This window comes from Embleya sp. NPDC025285 (assembly GCF_055558835.1).
This window is the reverse complement of record NZ_JBVHLU010000003.1, coordinates 120,164-136,869: the sequence shown is the minus strand read 5'-3', so window position 1 is coordinate 136,869 and position 16,706 is coordinate 120,164. Positions and strand designations below refer to the sequence as shown.

Sequence of the window (16,706 nt, the reverse complement as noted above, 5' to 3'; positions counted from 1 at the left end):
AGTGCTCTGAGTTGTGAGCGGTGATCGCGATGGCGAGCGGTGTTCGGGAGGCCTGGGGAGGGTGGTGATCGGTACGCGTGGCGGGGTGGGTGGGTGGGTGCGGGCTTGAGGTGAGAGAGCGGTGTTCTCGTTTGTGGGCGGTGGTCTTGATGTGGAGCGGTGGTCTTGGACAGCTGGGGGGCGTGGGTGCTCGCGGGGTGTTTGGTTGGAGGGTGTGGTGGCTTGGGGCCTTGGAAGGCTTGTGCCGATGGCGGAATCCGCCGGTGGCGGAATCCGATCCTGAGAGACCCATCAGTGTGCTGATCTTGAGGGAAGCCGCATGAGCGGCGGGTTGGGGCCGACGGGGAGGTTCTCAGGTGAGGGTGGTCTACGTACACGGCGCGTGCGTGGTGGATGGTGCGTGGTGGTGGCATCGCATGGTGGAGCCGCTTGCGGCGCATTGGCTGGATACGCAGGCGGTCGAACTGACCAGTGCCGGCAGGAATGTGGCCGGGCTGGGAGACCTGCACGACGACATCGCGGCGACGCGGGCTGTGCTCGAGGGGAGCGATGAGCCGACCATCGTGGTTGCCCACTCGTACGGCGGCATGGTCGTGTCGGAGGCTGCGGCCGGTCTGGGCTCGGTGCGGCACCTTGTGTACGTGACCTCGGTGATGCCCGAACCGGGCGAGACCCTGGCGCACTTCGCCGGGCCGGAGCCCGCGCCTTGGATGGAGGTCGGGAGCGACGGCACGATCTCCGCCCGGCCCGAGACCGCCGCCGAGGTCTTCCTTCAGGGATGCGACGACGAGGTGATCGTCGCCGAGGCGGTGCGTCGGCTCGTGCCGCAGTCGTTGGCCGCATTCGGCCAGAGTCCGAGCGTCGCCGCGTGGAAGGACGTGCCCTCCACGTACGTGGTCTGTACGGAGGATCGTGGTTCGTCGGCTGCCTGGCAGCGGGAGCGGGCTGCCCGGGCCGATCAGGTGATCGAGATCCCGACGGACCATCACCCGTTCTTGAGCCGCCCCGCGTTGTTCGCGGACTTGCTTGGCCAGACTGGTTCCCGCCGCCCGCCGCCCGCCGCCCGCCGCCCGCCGCCCGCCGCCCGCCGCCCGCCGCCCGCCGCGCACGGGGCTAGGCCATGATCGCCTGCAATAACAGGCCTTGGCGACACTCGTCACGCACGTGGTACTTGGCACATGGGCCGCCGGCTCCAGGCTGCCGCGAGCGATAGGGGTCAAGGACGGGCTTGGGGTGAACTGGCCGCGTTGGTGGTGGGATTGCGGTGCCGGCCGGCGCCTGTCCTTTGCCATCCCACTTGGTCGTAGACACGTCACCTGACCTGGGCGGACCTGGACCTGTGCGGAGTTGGACCATCCGCCGAGCCGAAGGCTGCGTGCGACACGCAATCAGACCGGTCGCACCTGGTTGTCGGGGGTCCAGGTGTGGTCTACGAGCGGGCCGAAGGCGGCGCGTGCGTGCGTGTCCTGCCTTTGCCAGGTCAGCCAGCGCTCGTAGGCCCCTGCGCCTTGGAGCCGGATGCCCCAGTGGTACGTGGGATCCAGGAAGAGCACGCCGCCGTAATCGAATTCGCTTCTTGGTATTGGCCCCGTGGCTGGTGTGGTGGGTCAGTCCAGTTCGGCCATGCCTTCGGCTACTCGTCGGATGGCTGCGACGTCGTCGGGGCGGCCGTTCTCCTCGTAGCGGTCCGCGAGTGCCTTCGCGGCTTCGATGAGGGTGTCGGGGTCGGCGAAATCCAGGTCCGAGCCGGTTGTCAGGGCCCGGACGGTGACCTCGAGGAGGTCCACGAGTTCGGACGCGGCCACGCCGCCGGCCACGCCCGATGTGTAGGCCGCGTAGCCGAGCATGCCGAATCGGGCCTGCGCGAGACCGTTTTCGGGCTCGTCGTCGCGTACTCGGCCCACCTCCGCCATGGCGCCGACCACGCAGCGGAAGGCCATGCCGTGGTTGCCGAAGGTGGTGAACGCCGAGGCGCAGTCGACGAAGGCGTCTGCGGTGGCGAAGGGATCGGGCGTCGGGAAGTCTTCGGTGAGCAGGTCGTACGCGGTGTGGGCGCTGACCATCGCGGGACGCTCTCTGCCCGCGTCGGCTCGTTCCCGGGCCTGCCGGGCGATCGCCCGGCCACCGCTCCTGGGGCCGAGTTCGTTCGATCGTCGACGGAAGAGGGGCACGGAGGTTCTCCGGTCTTGTGCGGCGTTGTGTCGGGACGGACGGACGGGTCAGATCGGATCGGATCGAGACGGGACGGGACGGGACGGGATGGGACGGGATGGGTCGGTCGGGTCGGCTCCCAGCGGAGCCCACGATCTTGGGACGCATCGACACCGCATCGCGTTCCGGAATTCGGTTGCTCGCAAGGCGTGCCCATGGAGTTGACCCCGGTCCCGTTCTCTGGCCCGGGACCGGCCCCGACTCTGGCCCCAACTCCGGGTCCGACCCCAGCTCCGGCTCTGGCTCCGAGCCCCGACTCCGGCTCTGGCGCCCGGCCAAGACTCCAACGTGGGCACCGGCCACGACCCCGGCATCTACCTGACCCCGGCTCGGGCTCCGACATCGGCCTCCGCTTCGGGCCCGACCCTGGCGCCGGCGACGACTCCGGCTCAGACCGTCGCCCCGACCCCGACCTCGACTGCAACCCCAGTCCCGGCCCGGGCCTCGACCCTGCTTCGCCCCGGTTCGGCTCCCGCCCCAACTCGGCTCCCGCCCCGGCTCGGGTGGGGGCTCCGGCGTCGATCTCGGTTGGGCGCGTGCCTTGGATGGCTTTGCGGGGGTTGTGTGGTTTGGTCCGTGCCGGGGTGGGTGGGGTGTGGCTCGCGGGGGTGGGGGCGGGGGCGGGGTGCGGGTGGGTTAGGGGGTGGGGGTGTCGGGGCCTTGGGCGCGGACGCGTTCGACGTTTTCGAGGGAGTCGCGGAGGTTGTTGAGCCAGGTGTCGGTGTTGCCTTGGACGAGGCGTACGCACCAGGCCAGGGCGTCGCTGCGGCTGCGGGCGACGCCGGCGGCGACGAGGGTGTCGAGGACCTGACGTTCGGGTTGGCGGAGGCGGGTCATGACCGGTACGGAGACCGTGGTGAAGAGGGCACGGGTGCCGCCGCATTCGACGCCCCAGGAGACCTTGCGGCCGAAGCGGCGCTCGGCTTCGCGGGCTATGGCGATGCGGTCGTCGCGGGTGCGTTCGCGGAATTCGGCGATTCGGCCGTCGAGGGCGGCGTCGCGTTCGTCCGTGGAGACGTCGTCGGCGAGTTCCGGTTCGGGGATGCGGCCGATGACGGTGATTTCCTCGCGGTCGACGGTCACATCGACGAGGGCGGTGAACAGTCCTTCGGGGAGGCGGCCGGTGAACCAACCTCGTACGGCTTCTTGCTTGGTTGTAATCATGTAATTCAACTTACGCCGATGTTGGCTGATGGCAAGGAGGTCCGCCCACAGCGGAAATTTGGCAGCGGGACGAGGATGTGGACGGCGGTGTGGGGACTTGGAATTCGGAGCGGGCAGGGACGGTCGGCAGCGTGCCGGGGGTGCCGAGGGATGTTGTCGTGGCACGATCGATGGCTATGGCCATGGCTATGGCTATGGCTACGGCCGCGGCTGGCTGCGGTGACGCCGTGGTGACGCCGTGGTGAGGGGTGATGGTGATGGGTTCGGAGGGTCGGATGGCTCGGCGGGTGCTGCTCGGGACTTGGCCGACGCCGCTCGAACCCGCGCCGAGGTTGGCGAAGGCGCTTGGGCTCGGTGCGGATGATTTGTGGGTCAAGCGGGACGACCTCACCGGTCTGGGTGGTGGCGGTAACAAGGTGCGGAAGCTCGAGTGGACGTGTGGTGCGGCGGTTGCCGCCGGGGCCACGACGTTGGTGACCACGGGGGCACCGCAGAGCAATCACGCGCGGTTGACGGCGGCGGCAGGTGCTCGGCTGGGGCTTGATGTCGTGCTCGTGTTGGCGGGTACGGGCGGGGCCTCGGCGTCCGGGAACATCGCGCTCGACGGGTTGTTCGGCGCCACGGTCGTATGGGCGGGCGACGTCGGGCGGGCGGAGCTCGATGCGGTCGCCGGGGAGGTGGCCGCGCGGTTGCGCGAGCGTGGGGGCGTTCCGATGGTGCTTCCGTTTGGTGGGTCGAGTGTGCTCGGTGCGCGAGGGTACGTGGAGTGCGGGCGGGAACTCATCGGTCAGGCGCCCGAGTTGGATGTCGTCGTGGTGGCGCTGGGTTCCGGCGGCACGATGGCGGGGCTGGTCGACGAGTTGGGTCCCGAACGTGTGCTCGGTGTGCACTGTGGTGCCGTCGACGATCCGGCCGGGACCGTACACGGGCTGCTCTCGACTCGGGACGAAGCACGTTGCGCGCGGGCTTCGTTGCGGGTGCGGCTGGATCAAGTCGGTGATGGGTACGCGACGTTGACTGAGGCGTCCATGGCGGCGCTGACTCTGGCGGCGCGTACGGAGGGCATCGTGCTCGACCCGATCTACACCGGGCGGGCGATGGCCGGGCTGATCGCGGCGGTCAAGGATGGCGAGGTCCGCCCCGGTTGGCGCACGATCTTCATGCATACGGGTGGCTTGCCCGGGTTCTTCGGTCACCCGACGACGCTCGGGAGGGCGATGTCCGGCCTGAAGGCGGGCGATGGGCGGGCGGGGTCGGCCGGATCGGCGGGCTGAGTGGGGCCGAGGCCGGGGTCGGGCCGAGTCGGGCCGGGCCGGTCGGACTCGGCGAGGACTGGGCCGGGGACTTCGGGGATCCGCGGGCTGATGCCTGGTCGGTGCGGCCGGCATTCGGTCGATGGGGAATCGGCGACGCAGGGTGGGATATGTCGACCCTGAAGGGCGTCCCGAGAGGGTGGGCCTCTTGTGTGGGGTCCGGTCGGGTTGATGCGGGCGCGGGATTGGACCGCGCTGCGTTCGGGTGGGTCGGAGTGTCGCGGTGGGCGTTGTCCTGACCGGCCGGCCGATGGGCGGTTGGCCGGGTGGACTGCCGACACGCCTGCTCTGCGGGGGCCGACGCAAAGTGGGCTGGGTCCAGTTCAGGGGACATGCCGATTGCGCGTGTCCTGCCGGGTCGATGCGGGTGCGGTTCGATCCGTTCGGGTGGGCCGAAGCGCTGAGGTGGGCGTTGTCCCGATACGTCGGCCGGCCGCCCCAACCGGCAGCCGACTGGGTGGACTGTCGACGTCGGCCCCGGGTGGGCCATACCGGCTCCGAAGGCTGTTCGAGGGGGCGCCGAGGTGGTGCTCCGCGCAGGTCGGCGGGTGGGTTCGGGTGGATGTGGTGAGGCCGGCTTCGCGTGGGGCTTCGCCGATATTCGTGGGCGTGGGGTGGTTCTCGGCGCGCGGCTCGGCGCCGGCTCGGCCCGATGCGGGCGTTCGTGTCCGCGCGCAGAGTTGGTGCATGGCGGACCGGTCGTGTCGCAGGGGTGGTGTCGGGTTCGTTGGCGACCCGGGGCGGGGGACGTGAGGGTGGGGGCAGGTAGCTTGGGGCGCATGACCATCGAGGGCATTGCCGTGCGGATGTCGGTCGGGACTTTGACCGCGATCGCGGGGTTGCATGTTGCGTGGGGGCTGGGGTCGTCGTGGCCGCTGCCCGATCGGGTGTCGCTGGCGGATGCGGTGGTCGGGCAGCCGGGTGTGCCCGGACCGGCGGCTTGCTTCGCTGCCGCGGGGGCGCTGGGTACGGCGGCGCTGTTGGTGGCCGGGCGGCCGAGGAGGAAGCCGGCGGTGGTTCGGCTCGGGGCGTTCGGGGTGGCCGGCGTACTGGGGTTGCGCGGTGTGGTCGGCCTGGTCGGACGGACCGATCTGCTGTCGCCGGGATCGTCGTCGGATCGCTTTCGCCGTCTCGATCGCATGGCGTACTCGCCGCTGTGCCTCGCTCTTGCGGTCGGCTCGGCGGTCTCGGCCGGCGGGAGTGGCCGATGAATCGGCTCGGGCTGGTCGCGGTGGTGGTGCGGGATTACGACGAGGCCATCGCGTTCTATACGCGTGCGCTCGGGTTCGACCTGCGCGAGGACAGTCCGATGGAGGACGGCAAGCGATGGGTCGTGGTCGCGCCACCCGGTACGGGGCCGAACGAGGCCGCGGTGCTGTTGGCGCGTGCGGTGGACGACGAGCAGCGGTCCAGGGTGGGGGATCAGACCGGCGGGCGGGTCGGGCTGTTCCTGTACACCGACGACTTCACCCGGGAACACGCTCGGATGCTTGCCGCCGGCGTGGTCTTCGAGGAGCCGCCGCGACGGGAGAAGTACGGCGTCGTCGCGGTCTTCCGGGACCTGTACGGCAACCGCTGGGACCTGATCGAGCGCACCGGTCCGACACGATGAACGACGCCCCGTGCGGTGCTGTGCGCTGACCGGACGGGTGGGTGGATGGATGGGCGGTCGCGGCGAGCCTGGCTCCGCGTACGTGGTTCGGTGGCCCGTACCGCCGCGTCGCCGGCACCGCCCGCAGCCAGGCGGAGACCGACCGCACGCGAGGACGGGCTCGGGGTGTAGCGGTCGCCGCCTTGTCAGAGGTGCGACGTTCGTGGCGGCCTCGGAGCGACTCGATTTCACCCCGATCCGGCTCCGGGCCGGACCCAGGCCGTTTCTCATCGATCATCCAACCGTTGGTCGATTGGAGCGATGTTGCCGGACCGGCGCTTTCGGCGGAGTGAGTGCCAGAGCGATCACCGGCGGGTGATCGACGCGTTCGCGTACCGGACCGGAGCCACGGGCGGAACTCCCGGAGTACATCGGTCGAGGAACGGAGCCCAAAGCAGGCCGCGGATGTGGGCGATCGACGACACCCGGAAACGCGCCTCCGCCGCCCTGCTCGCTCAAGCCGACGCCGAAGGCGCTCCGAGTCGACCGCGAAGATTCGTTTCGCGCTCGATGGCCGATTCAGGCTCCGGGATTTGTTCTCACGCTCGGCCGGGTCGGCGACGCGCCGGCCTTCCCACACGCGATGGCCGTGCCCTCGGTGGCCCGGCGCGCGATCGTGCTGCCCGACAGGGCGTGCTCGTCCCGCGCCCGATTCGCGCACCTGCGCAGACGCGGGATTCGCGCCGAGCTCCCGCAGCCCGCCGACCGGATCGCCGACCGCCGATGCCGGGACGGGAAGGTCGACCGGCCACCGGCCTTCGACAAGACCGCACTCATTCACCGAGTCGCCGTCCACCTCACCGCTGGACTGATGGGTCGCGGGCCGTGGGACGTTACCGCCGAGCTGCCGAGGTGACGACGGCAACGACGATGCCAACGACCACGACCACGACCACGACCACGGCAACGGCAACAGCTGCAACAACACCAGCGACGACTGCGCCGGGCCTGGTGGGCCCGGTTCGCCCCGAGCCGACACCGGCCGAGCGGGGCAAGGGCCGACCAACGCACTCAGGTGATCAGTGCTGCGCCAGCGCGATGACCAGCCACAGGAAGGCCACCCCCGCGATCGTGCAGAGCAGGGTCGAGCCCGATGGGTGGGGGCTGTGGGCCTCGGGGAGGATGTCGGCCGTGGCGAGGTAGAGCAGGAAGCCGGCGAAGAAGCCCAGGTAGAGGCCGAGGAGGTGTTCGGGGATCGTGAAGGCGAGGGTGATCGCCGCGCCGGCGACCGGGGCGACGGCGTCCGCGCCGAGCAGGGTCAGGGCTCGGCGGCGGTCGTTGCCGTACATGCGGGTGACGGTGTACGTGTTGAAGCCGTCCGCGAAGTCGTGGGCCACGACCGCGATGGCCACCGTGGTGCCGACGGTCGTACCGGCCTGGAAGGCCGCGCCGATCGCAAAGCCGTCCATCACGCTGTGCCCCACCAACGCGGCGGCGGCGGTCAGGCCGATGCCCTTGGCGGGCCCGTCCGGATTCGCGGTCGAGCCGTGGTGGTGGGCGTGCGGGGCGTACTCGCCCTCGTGGGCCCGGTGGATGGCCACCGAGCGCTCGATCACGTGTAGGACGAGGAAGCCGAGTACGAACATCAGCAACGCCTGGGGTACGCCGCCGATCCGATCGCCCGCCGCCGAAAGCGCCTCCGGCAGCAGGTCGAACGCGACCACGCCGAGCATCAGCCCGGCGGCCAGGCCCAGTACGAGGTGCCGGCGGTCGCCGATGCGTTGCGCCACCCAGCCGCCGAGCAGGGTCATCAGGAAGGCGCCGGCGGCGATCAGTACGGCGGTCATGGCCGCGCCTGCCCAGGCGCCCAACCAGGATTCGGAGGCTTCACCCGCGTCGGCGTCATCGGTCAATCGTCGTTGAGTGGAGGCCCGTACGCGTCCGTGATTGCGCCGTCCGAGTGGCACGCATAGGTCGTCCACGCCGCGCACACGCCTGCCGGAGTCAGGTAAGTCGGGTTGCGTCGAGCCGAGTTGACGGGGCCGGCTCGTTGCCCCGCCCCCGTCCCATCCGGCCGCCTACCCGGCTGCCTGTCCACCCGGCCGATCGCCCGCCCGTCCGTTCCCCACCCCGTCCGCCCCACCCGCACCCCGTCCGCCTCACCCTTCCGCCCGCCCGGCGGCGGCAGATTCACCTCTGGTGCGAAGCACCGCCGTCCGAGTACGCACCGTGTACCTGTAGTCCACACGCGGCGACAAACGGGCACCGGCAGTGAAAGAGAGGGGACCGCGGCCCCGAAATACACGCGCCAACGTGCGGACGGCCCCCGTATTCTGGTCACGGCCGCCCGAACGACCCCGCCCGGCAAGCAAGCCGATGGCCCGGTCCCAGGCGAGCCGTACTCCGTGCCACCCCGCCGCCGCGCGACTTCGGCGACCCCAATGAGCCGCGAGGCGTGTGGGCGACCCATGCCATGTACGCAACGGGGAGAACGGAACGATGAATGTGAATGTAGGCGACAAGGTCCAGGCCAAGTTGGAAATCGGCGGCTTCACCAGGCAGACCGTCCCGGCAGGCGCACCGGGAGTGGTCGTGCGTACCACGATGGGCCGTGCGGACGTGTGCTTCACACTGCGCGGTCTGGCCGGCGGCTTCCGTACGGTCGAGGTATCGGTCGAGCCGGGCAAGCTCGTCAAGGTCTGACCGACCGGCACTTGATAAAACAGCCGATCCGAACCGAATCCACGCGTTCCCCGTCACGACCTTCGCGGCGGGGAACGCGCACGCTCGCGTCCATGGGCACACCCCACCCGCCACAGCGCATCCCCACCCGCCACGGCTCATCGGCACCCCCACCCCCACCGCCATCCCCACGAGCCACCCCCGATTCCCGTTCCCCTCGTGCCGTCCACACTGCAAGATGTCGGTGGATATTCCTGCACAGCCCTCGCCGTAGGAGTTGGAGGAATAGTGAGCCGAACCGCGCACCGTCCTCGACGTCGGCTGCCGGCTGCGGCCGTCGTCGCCGTGGCCGCCCTGCTGATGTCGTTCCTGGTGTCACCCGTTGCGCAAGCACACCCGAACCCTCCCGCCGGTGAACCCGGTTGCGATCCGATCGATCCGGCCGCGTGTTTGCTGCCGTTCCCGAACAACTGGTTCACCCAGGCTGATCGGCGTGCCGACACCGGGCGTCGGGTCGCGTTCAAGGCGGAGATGATGCCGAAGGGCGCGACGCCCGACGCCTGGAACCGCAACGACGGCTTCTCGCCCGGCTCGACGCTGATCACCCGGATTCCCGGTGTCGACCTCGGCAAGAGCGGCGCGGCCCCGGTCACCGACGTCGGCGCGTCGCTCGCGCGCAACGCCCCGATCGTCATCCTCGACACCCAGACCGGTGAACGGTGGCCCTACTGGGCGGAACTGGACGCCAACGCCACCGATCCGGCCCGCCAGGCCCTGCTGGTACACCCGGCCAAGAACTTCGTCCCCGGCCATCGCTACGTCGTCGGCCTGCGCAATCTGCGCGGCGCCGACAACCGGATGATCCCCGCGCCCGACGCATTCGCCAGGATCGCCGGCCGTACTCTGCCGCGCCGCGATCCGCTGGCGGCGCGCCAGGCGCAGTTGCGTCCCGTGCTGGATCGCCTCGACCGAGCGGGTGTGGATCGTCGCGGACTGTACCTGGCCTGGGACTTCACCGTCGCCGGCGAACGCAACCTGACCGCCGGCATGCTGCGGATGCGGGACGACGCGTTCGGACGACTCGGTGATCGGGCACCGGAGTTCGCGGTGACCGGGGTGAAGAACCTGACCCGGGAACAGGATTCGCGGATCGCTCGCGAGGTGACCGGGACGGTCACGGTACCCAGCTATCTGAACCGCCCCGGCGGCCCCACCGGTTCCACGCTCAACCTCGGCCGGGACGGCCTGCCTCGCCAGTTGCCGGGCAACACCCAGCAGGCGCAGTTTCGTTGTGAGATTCCGCGCGGTGCGTTCGAGGCGCCGTCGCAGGCATCCCTGTACGGGCACGGTCTGCTCGGCAGCAACAACGAGGTGGGCGGCGGGAACGTCAAGGCGATGGCCGCCGAGCACGGCATCACGTTCTGCGCGACCAAGTGGATCGGCATGGCGGACGAGGATCTGCCCACGGTGGCCCGCGCCCTCGCCGACCTCGGCAGCTTCGGGGCGGTGCCCGACCGTACCCAACAGGGCTTTTTGAACGCGCTGTTCCTGGGCCGCGACATGATCCACGAGCGTGGCTTCACGGCGAACCCGGCCTTTCGTACCGACGACGGCCGGCCGCTGATCGACATCGCGAAGGGCCTGGTCTACGACGGCAACAGCCAGGGCGGCATCCTCGGCGGATCGCTGATCGCGGTGTCCCAGGACGCCAAGCGCGGGGTGCTGGGGGTGACCGGGATGAACTACAGCGTCCTGCTCAACCGCAGTTCGGACTTCGGGCCGTACGGGCAGATCCTGGACGCCACGCATCCGGACAAGCTGGACCAGCAGGTGGTGTTGTCGCTGTTCCAGATGTTGTGGGACCGAGGCGAGACGAACGGCTACGCGAGCGGCCTGGACCACAGTCCGCTGCCGCGTACGCCGCGTCATCAGGTGCTCATGCAGATCGCCTTCGGTGATCATCAGGTGTCCACGGTGACCGCCGAGATCGAGGCGCGGACGATCGGTGCGCGCATCCACGAGCCGGCCATCGCGCCGGGTCGCAACCCGGACCGGGATCCCTATTGGGGGATCCGGCCGCTGCCGCGCGAGCCGTACCGGGGGTCCGCGCTGGTGGTGTGGGACAGCGGGTCGCCCGCGCCGCCGGTGACCAACACGCCGCCCATCGGGCCGGAGTACGGGCGCGACCCGCACTCGGACCCGCGCAACTCGCCGGTGGCCCGGCGGCAGAAGGCGGAGTTCCTGGCCACGGGGCGGGTCGTGGACGTGTGCGGCGGCGCGCCGTGCACGGCGCCTGCGGGATAGCACTCACTCGTGTGAGGGTGTGGGTTCCGGCCGTGTCCGGCGCCGGAACCCACGCAAGCCGAGGGAGCGCACATGTCCGTCGCGTCCGAATGGGACCCCGAATCGGGCCCCGAATCCGACGACGTATCCGAATCGGTAGCCGACTCGGCTTCGAGGGCCGAAGCCGAAGCCGAAGCCAGGGCCAAAGCCGACGCCGACGCCGACGCCGACGCCGGGGCCGGAACGGAAGCCGCCAGGGTCGCCAAAGGCACCGAGCCCGCAAAGGGCACCGAGCCCGACGCCACCCCCCACCGAACCCCCTCCGTCCGTCCGCGACTCGATCCGCCGGATCTGGCCCGGGTCATGGATCTCACGCCGCATCCCGAGGGTGGTTGGTTCCGGGAAACGTGGCGCAGCGGTGTGAGTCTGACCCCGCCCGGCTACTCGGGGCCGCGCGAAACGGCGAGCGGTATCTACTTTCTGCTCTGCCCGGGGGAGGAATCGGCGTGGCATGTGGTCAGGTCGGCCGAGTTGTGGTTCTGGCATCGCGGCGGGCCGCTCGAACTGCGCCTGGGTGGGGACGGTGAGACGCCGGACGTCGAGCCGACCCGGATTCTGCTGGGCCCGGACGTGGCGGCGGGCGAGCAGCCGCAGGTGCTGATCCCGCCCGGGGTGTGGCAGGCGGCCCGGCCGGTGTCGGAGCGCGAGGTGCTGGTGTCGTGCGTGGTCTCGCCCGCGTTCTCGTTCGAGGACTTCCGGATGTTGTGAGCGGGGACTTCCGGATGCCGCGACCGAGAGCGGGTCGCCGATACTACGGTGGCCGCCGGGACCCGGTTCCGTCCTCCGGGCGGGGCCCGGCACGCTGCCAGGGAGTACGACGTGAGTGATGCACAGTCCGACTACGCCGATTCCGTGGTGGCGGCGTGGTCGGCGGTACTGCCGGACGTCGAGGCGTCCTCGGTCGGGTTCGTGGTGCGCCTGCATCAGGCGATGATCGCGATGGAGGAGTTCGACCGGCGCAGCATCGGTGCGCTGGATCTGACCGCGCCGGAGTACATGGTGCTGGCGGTGTTGGCGACCCGGCGGGATCGGCCGGGGTTGACCCTGCGTGAGCTGCAACCGTTGGTGATGTACTCGTCGGGCGGGATGACGCATTGCGTGGACCGGCTCGCGCGCAAGGAACTGGTCGAACGCCGGCCCAATCCCGACGACGGCCGCTCGGTCCTGGTCTGTCTCACCGAGCGCGGGCGCGTGTGCGCTCGGGCGGCGATGCGGGCGCGGATCGAAGCGCTCGACGGGCTGCTGAAGCCGATCGCGGGTGCGGATCGGGACGTGGTCGACAAGGCGCTGCGGATCCTCGCCTCGACGCTGGGCGCGCAGGGCTAGACAGGTACGGACGGGTGCCCGGGCGGGCCCGAGCGCTCGGCCGCTTGAAGCCCGAGGCCCGGGGCCCAAGGCCAAGGCTCGGCCGTGGTGGGCTGGTCGTCGCGGACCCGGGCGCGGAAGGTGGCGGCCTTGGCGCGGTTGCCGCCGCCGTGCGTGTCGCGCGCCGGCGGTGGCTGCCGTGCCGGGACGCGTCCACGTAGAGCCGGGTACAGGTCGGCGCCTCGCACTCCCTGACCCGGGCGGCATCCGAGCCGCCGAGCAGGGTGACCGCGGAGCGCGCGATCGTGGCCAGGACGGCGGCAAGTTAGCGATACGGCCTACCCGGCCCGGCGTCGGCGGACAGCGCGACCGCCACCGGCGCCGGCCGCGAAGCGGTTCGGTGTCGCGCGAGCCGGGGTACCGCCGGCGAATTGCCGATGGTGCGGCGGTGGCGGGCACGGTACGGCCGCGCGCCGAACGCGGCACCCACCGCCCCGGTCCCGCCCCGACCCACGCCCAAGCACCCACACCGCCTGCCGCGATCGGCTCAACCGGGCCTGTCAGACGGCGAGTTCCCCGACCGCCCGGGTGACCTCGGGCCAGATCGCCGAAAGCGGGTCGACCGGTTCGAAGTGGCCGATGCCGGGCAACTCCCGCAGGGGTAGGTCAGATGCCGCGGCGAAGGTGTGGCCCAGCGCGATCGGTACCTGTTCGTCGGCGTCGCCGTGCAGCAGGATCAGCCGACGGTCGCCCAGGCCGCCCGCGGCCAACCGCACCGGGTCCACCTGCGCGAGCGTCGCCTCGGAGCGGTCCGCGCCGAGGAACTCCGCCGCCGCGCCGTCGTCCAGGTCCAGGGCCAGGGCCGCGTCCAAGTCGAGGACGCCCGCCAACGAGACCGCGCCCGCGATCGGGGGAGCCGCGGGCAGCCATCCGACACCGCCCGCCGGTACCCGGTCGCGTAGCGCCGCCCAGACCGCCAGGTGCCCGCCCGCCGAGTGCCCCAGCAGGACCACGGGCTGCTCGGACTTCGTACACAGCAGGTCGAGTGCGGCCGCGACGTCCTCGAACGTCCCGGGCCGTCCGCCGCCCGGCTGCCCGGCGCGCCGGTATTCCACGCTCGCGACCGCGTAGCCCTCGGCCGCCAGCGCGACGCACATCGGGTACGTGTACTTGCGGTCGTACTCGGCCCGCCAATACCCACCGTGCACCACCACCACGAGCGCGCGCGGCTGGGCCGCGGGTTGCCATAGGTCGATGACGTGGTCCTCCGCCGGGCCGTACCGCAGCGTGCGGTCGGGCCCGGCGGCCGGGCGCGTGAGGATGTCACGAGAAGCGCTCATCCGCACATTCTCCCGGGCAGCACGCACGCCTCACGACCCGGCCGGGAGTGTGAGCCGGCAGGGCCCTACTCCGCCCGACCCGAACCCGGGCCCACCCCGCACCTGACCTCACCCCGATCCCGCGCGCCCCGGGCTCACGTCTCGGCTCACCTGGCAGCTCACACCGCAGCGCGCACGTCAGCCCACATCCCGACCCGCGAAGCGGTCCGTGGCCTCGATCAAGTGGTGCGTGATGCCCGGTTCGAAGGAGGCGTGGCCCGCGTCCGGGACGATCACCAGTTCGGCCTCGGGCCAGGCGCGATGCAGGTCGTACGCGGTGGCCGGAGGCGTGCACATGTCGTAGCGGCCCTGCACGATCACGCCCGGGATGTGCCGCAGTCGGTCGGCGTCGCGGATCAGTCGACCCTCCTCCAGGAAGCCGGCGTTGGCGATGTAGTGGCTCTCGATTCGGGCGAAGGCAAGAGCGAACTCCCTTTGCCGGTGCGCATCGACCAGATCCGGCCGGGGCAGCAGCGCGAGCAACGAGCCCTCCCACGCGCTCCACGCGAGGGCCGCCTCCTCGCGGACCTTGGGGTCCGGGTCGTTCAGTCGTCGGTGGAACGCGCCTACCAGGTCGCCGCGTTCGTCCTCCGGGATGGGCGCGAGGAACTCCTGCCAAGCCTCGGGGAACAACATCCCCGCACCACCCTGGTAGAACCACGCCAACTCCGCACGCCGCATCGTGAAGATGCCGCGCAGGACGAGCTCGGTGCACCGTTCCGGGTGGGTCTGCGCGTAGGCCAGCGCCAGCGTGCTGCCCCACGAGCCGCCGAAGACCAACCATCGCTCCACGCCGATGAGTTCGCGTAGCTTCTCGATGTCGGCGACCAGGTGCCAGGTGGTGTTCGTGCTCAGGTCCGTGTCGAACCTGCTCACATGTGGTGTGCTTCGGCCGCAACCGCGCTGATCGAAGAGCAGGACGTCGTAGCGCGTCGGATCGAACGACCGGACGTGGTCGGGCAGACAGCCGCCGCCGGGCCCGCCGTGCAGGAAGACGGCCGGCTTGGCGCCGGGTGTCCCGTGCCGGCGCCAAGAGATCGACTGGCCGTCTCCGACGTCCAACATGCCCTGGTCGTAGGGTTCGACGGCCGGATACATCGTGCGCATGGGGATCCCCCCGGCTCGGTGGTGTGGTCTTCGGGTGGACCACACGAACGGATATCGACGTGACCCAGCACATCACGAGGGCCGCCCGGCCGTTGCGGATCGGCGATCCTCGCCCCCGGACCGCGAGCGCCCACACCCCGTGGCGCGCTCAGCCCGTCCCGTCCGCCGCCGCCACCAACTCCTCGAAACCCGCCCGGATTCCGTCCGCGAGCACCTGGACGTCGGGGACCGCGTCGAAGTCCGCGTTGATGCCGAAGGTCACCCGGTCCAGGTAGGAGAAGATTCCGACGCTGATCCGCATCGTGCTGGCGATCGGCACGTAGGGGTACATCTCCGCGAGCGGTCGGCCCAGCATGTACAGCGGCACCCGCGGCCCCGGCACGTTCGTGGTGAGTGTCTGGAGGAAGCGCTGCGGGAAGCGCAGCGCGGTGCGCGAGCCCAGAGCGAGCAGGGTCGGTGCGGCGAAGTTGCCCAGACCGGTCAGCACGTCCGCGCCGGCCGCCTGTCGACTGCGCTTGAGGTCGTCCATCTGTGCCCGCACGGATGCCAGTCGGGCCACCGGATCGTCCTCGCCGACCGGCAGGTTCACCAGGATCGCGCTGAGTCGGTTGTTCAACGTGTTGCGCTCGCGCGGTGAGCGCACCGACACCGGGACCAGCGAACGGACCACCTGATCCGTCGTCAACTCCCCTCGTGCCGCCAGTAGATCGCGGAATCCTCGGGTGATCGCGGTGAGGATCACGTCGTTGACGGTGCCGCCGAACTCCTTGCGTACGCGCTTGATCTCGGCGATGTCGGAGGCGGCCCAGACCCACCGCCGATGCGGGCCGATCGAGCCGTTGAGCGAGCCCGCCGATGTCTCCAGGAGCCGATGGGCGGTACCGGGCAGGCTGCCGGCCAGGGCTCGCACGATGTCCGCCAATTCCGATCCGCTGCGCATCTCCCGGGCCAGTGCCGGCACCGCGGCGAGGTGTTTGACCGGGGCCGCGACGGCGTCCCGCAGACCGTCCGTGATCAGGTCGAACGTGCTCGGCGCGGGCTCGGGAAGCCATGGATCCGGGTCGACCGGCTCGGCCGGTTCGGGGTGTTCGCGCCAATCGAGCAGGATCTGGAGCAGGTCGGTGCCGGCCACGCCGTCGATCAGGCAGTGGTGCACCTTGGAGATGATCGCCCAGCGGCCCTCGGCCAGGCCCTCCACGAGCCAGACCTCCCACAGCGGCTTGCTCAGGTCCAGCCGCTGCGCGAACAGCCGACCGGCGAGGTTGCGCACCTGATCCGCGCCGCCCGGCGCGGGAACCGCGGTGTGCCGCACGTGGTAGAGGATCTGGAAGTGGTCGTCGTCCACCCACACCGGCCGCCCGAGGTGCAGGGGCAACGTGCGTACCCGCTGGCGGTAGCGCGGTACGTCCGGCAGCTTCGAGACGAACAGGCGGATCACGTCGCCGTAGGCCGGAGCCGGCCCCTCGAAGACCAGGACGCATCCGACGTGCATGGGCACGTTCTCGTCCTCGACGAAGTAGAACCCGGCATCCATCGCGCTCAATCGGTCCATCCAGGCACGTTAGGTCGCGCCCCGAGGCGGGGTCCAGATTTCTGCCGAAACGTCACGGG

The 16,706-nt window shown here is 70.7% G+C and carries 16 protein-coding genes and 1 pseudogene; 9 read left to right on the top strand and 8 right to left on the bottom strand.

The features are described from left to right. Positions 1-356 precede the first annotated feature (356 nt). A complete protein-coding gene (locus ACZ4FV_RS03400; RefSeq protein WP_465321714.1) occupies positions 357-1,124 on the top strand; it encodes an alpha/beta hydrolase in 768 nt (255 codons plus the stop codon). A gap of 264 nt (positions 1,125-1,388) precedes the next feature. On the opposite strand, the gene ACZ4FV_RS03395 is transcribed toward ACZ4FV_RS03400, so the two are convergent. From ACZ4FV_RS03395 to ACZ4FV_RS03385, 3 genes are all read right to left on the bottom strand, one after another. Continuing rightward, on the bottom strand, positions 1,389-1,553 hold the full coding sequence (locus ACZ4FV_RS03395) for a hypothetical protein (RefSeq protein ID WP_395865759.1): 165 nt from the start codon (positions 1,551-1,553) through the stop codon (positions 1,389-1,391). Positions 1,554-1,607: 54 nt separating this feature from the next. Beyond that, a complete protein-coding gene (locus ACZ4FV_RS03390) occupies positions 1,608-2,063 on the bottom strand; it encodes a hypothetical protein (RefSeq protein ID WP_465321712.1) in 456 nt (151 codons plus the stop codon). Positions 2,064-2,847: 784 nt separating this feature from the next. Next, positions 2,848-3,375 (bottom strand): hypothetical protein, encoded by a 528-nt coding sequence (locus ACZ4FV_RS03385; protein ID WP_465321711.1) that lies wholly within the window; start codon positions 3,373-3,375, stop codon positions 2,848-2,850. Between the two features lie 257 nt (positions 3,376-3,632). Here ACZ4FV_RS03385 and ACZ4FV_RS03380 point away from each other — a divergent pair, with 257 nt between their 5' ends. The 4 genes from ACZ4FV_RS03380 (at position 3,633) to ACZ4FV_RS03365 (ending at position 7,195) form a co-directional block, all read left to right on the top strand. Further along, positions 3,633-4,649, top strand: coding sequence for a pyridoxal-phosphate dependent enzyme (locus ACZ4FV_RS03380; protein ID WP_402232288.1), 1,017 nt, complete (start codon positions 3,633-3,635; stop codon positions 4,647-4,649). Positions 4,650-5,467: 818 nt separating this feature from the next. Further along, on the top strand, positions 5,468-5,899 hold the full coding sequence (locus tag ACZ4FV_RS03375; RefSeq protein ID WP_402232286.1) for a DUF3995 domain-containing protein: 432 nt from the start codon (positions 5,468-5,470) through the stop codon (positions 5,897-5,899). Then, positions 5,896-6,300 (top strand): VOC family protein, encoded by a 405-nt coding sequence (locus ACZ4FV_RS03370; RefSeq protein ID WP_395865750.1) that lies wholly within the window; start codon positions 5,896-5,898, stop codon positions 6,298-6,300. Before ACZ4FV_RS03375 ends, ACZ4FV_RS03370 begins: the two co-directional genes overlap by 4 nt. A 622-nt stretch (positions 6,301-6,922) precedes the next feature. After that, positions 6,923-7,195: a hypothetical protein gene (locus ACZ4FV_RS03365; RefSeq protein ID WP_465321710.1), complete on the top strand. Its 273-nt coding sequence runs from the start codon at positions 6,923-6,925 to the stop codon at positions 7,193-7,195. Between the two features lie 163 nt (positions 7,196-7,358). On the opposite strand, the gene ACZ4FV_RS03360 is transcribed toward ACZ4FV_RS03365, so the two are convergent. Next, entirely contained in the window at positions 7,359-8,126 is a 768-nt protein-coding gene (locus ACZ4FV_RS03360) for a ZIP family metal transporter (protein WP_395865927.1), read from the bottom strand. 652 nt (positions 8,127-8,778) lie between these two features. Between ACZ4FV_RS03360 and ACZ4FV_RS03355 the strand changes: the two genes are divergently transcribed. The 4 genes from ACZ4FV_RS03355 to ACZ4FV_RS03340 all read left to right on the top strand — a co-directional run bounded on the left by ACZ4FV_RS03355 (position 8,779) and on the right by ACZ4FV_RS03340 (position 12,630). After that, positions 8,779-8,982, top strand: coding sequence for a hypothetical protein (locus tag ACZ4FV_RS03355; RefSeq protein WP_395865746.1), 204 nt, complete (start codon positions 8,779-8,781; stop codon positions 8,980-8,982). 339 nt (positions 8,983-9,321) lie between these two features. Further along, the gene (locus ACZ4FV_RS03350; RefSeq protein ID WP_465321750.1) at positions 9,322-11,265 is read left to right on the top strand and encodes a hypothetical protein; all 1,944 of its coding nucleotides are present in this window, start codon (positions 9,322-9,324) and stop codon (positions 11,263-11,265) included. 72 nt (positions 11,266-11,337) lie between these two features. Next, positions 11,338-12,012, top strand: coding sequence for a cupin domain-containing protein (locus tag ACZ4FV_RS03345; protein ID WP_465321709.1), 675 nt, complete (start codon positions 11,338-11,340; stop codon positions 12,010-12,012). A 111-nt stretch (positions 12,013-12,123) separates the two neighbouring features. Beyond that, positions 12,124-12,630, top strand: a complete 507-nt coding sequence (locus tag ACZ4FV_RS03340; protein WP_395865742.1) for a MarR family winged helix-turn-helix transcriptional regulator — start codon at positions 12,124-12,126, stop codon at positions 12,628-12,630. A gap of 199 nt (positions 12,631-12,829) precedes the next feature. Here the strand turns inward: ACZ4FV_RS03340 and ACZ4FV_RS03335 are convergent. The 4 genes and pseudogenes from ACZ4FV_RS03335 to ACZ4FV_RS03320 form a co-directional block, all read right to left on the bottom strand. Beyond that, positions 12,830-12,892: pseudogene (locus ACZ4FV_RS03335) on the bottom strand (hypothetical protein); the annotation flags it as partial. A 277-nt stretch (positions 12,893-13,169) separates the two neighbouring features. Next, positions 13,170-13,949 carry an alpha/beta fold hydrolase gene (locus tag ACZ4FV_RS03330; RefSeq protein ID WP_402232281.1) on the bottom strand — a complete coding sequence of 260 codons (780 nt, stop codon included), beginning with the start codon at positions 13,947-13,949 and terminating at the stop codon, positions 13,170-13,172. A gap of 177 nt (positions 13,950-14,126) precedes the next feature. Continuing rightward, positions 14,127-15,095 (bottom strand): prolyl aminopeptidase, encoded by a 969-nt coding sequence (pip, locus tag ACZ4FV_RS03325; RefSeq protein ID WP_465321708.1) that lies wholly within the window; start codon positions 15,093-15,095, stop codon positions 14,127-14,129. Between the two features lie 148 nt (positions 15,096-15,243). Then, entirely contained in the window at positions 15,244-16,647 is a 1,404-nt protein-coding gene (locus tag ACZ4FV_RS03320; protein WP_395865738.1) for a wax ester/triacylglycerol synthase family O-acyltransferase, read from the bottom strand. Positions 16,648-16,706: the final 59 nt, after the last annotated feature.

Excerpts from the sequence above, each read along its gene's own strand:
- ACZ4FV_RS03390 (WP_465321712.1), bottom strand. The coding sequence starts at position 2,063 with ATGGTCAGCGCCCACACCGCGTACGACCTGCTCACCGAAGACTTCCCG.
- ACZ4FV_RS03385 (WP_465321711.1), bottom strand. The coding sequence starts at position 3,375 with ATGATTACAACCAAGCAAGAAGCCGTACGAGGTTGGTTCACCGGCCGC.
- ACZ4FV_RS03380 (WP_402232288.1), top strand. The coding sequence starts at position 3,633 with ATGGGTTCGGAGGGTCGGATGGCTCGGCGGGTGCTGCTCGGGACTTGG.
- ACZ4FV_RS03375 (WP_402232286.1), top strand. The coding sequence starts at position 5,468 with ATGACCATCGAGGGCATTGCCGTGCGGATGTCGGTCGGGACTTTGACC.
- ACZ4FV_RS03370 (WP_395865750.1), top strand. The coding sequence starts at position 5,896 with ATGAATCGGCTCGGGCTGGTCGCGGTGGTGGTGCGGGATTACGACGAG.
- ACZ4FV_RS03365 (WP_465321710.1), top strand. The coding sequence starts at position 6,923 with ATGGCCGTGCCCTCGGTGGCCCGGCGCGCGATCGTGCTGCCCGACAGG.
- ACZ4FV_RS03360 (WP_395865927.1), bottom strand. The coding sequence starts at position 8,126 with ATGACCGCCGTACTGATCGCCGCCGGCGCCTTCCTGATGACCCTGCTC.
- ACZ4FV_RS03355 (WP_395865746.1), top strand. The coding sequence starts at position 8,779 with ATGAATGTGAATGTAGGCGACAAGGTCCAGGCCAAGTTGGAAATCGGC.
- ACZ4FV_RS03350 (WP_465321750.1), top strand. The coding sequence starts at position 9,322 with ATGTCGTTCCTGGTGTCACCCGTTGCGCAAGCACACCCGAACCCTCCC.
- ACZ4FV_RS03345 (WP_465321709.1), top strand. The coding sequence starts at position 11,338 with ATGTCCGTCGCGTCCGAATGGGACCCCGAATCGGGCCCCGAATCCGAC.
- ACZ4FV_RS03330 (WP_402232281.1), bottom strand. The coding sequence starts at position 13,949 with ATGAGCGCTTCTCGTGACATCCTCACGCGCCCGGCCGCCGGGCCCGAC.
- pip (WP_465321708.1), bottom strand. The coding sequence starts at position 15,095 with ATGCGCACGATGTATCCGGCCGTCGAACCCTACGACCAGGGCATGTTG.
- ACZ4FV_RS03320 (WP_395865738.1), bottom strand. The coding sequence starts at position 16,647 with ATGGACCGATTGAGCGCGATGGATGCCGGGTTCTACTTCGTCGAGGAC.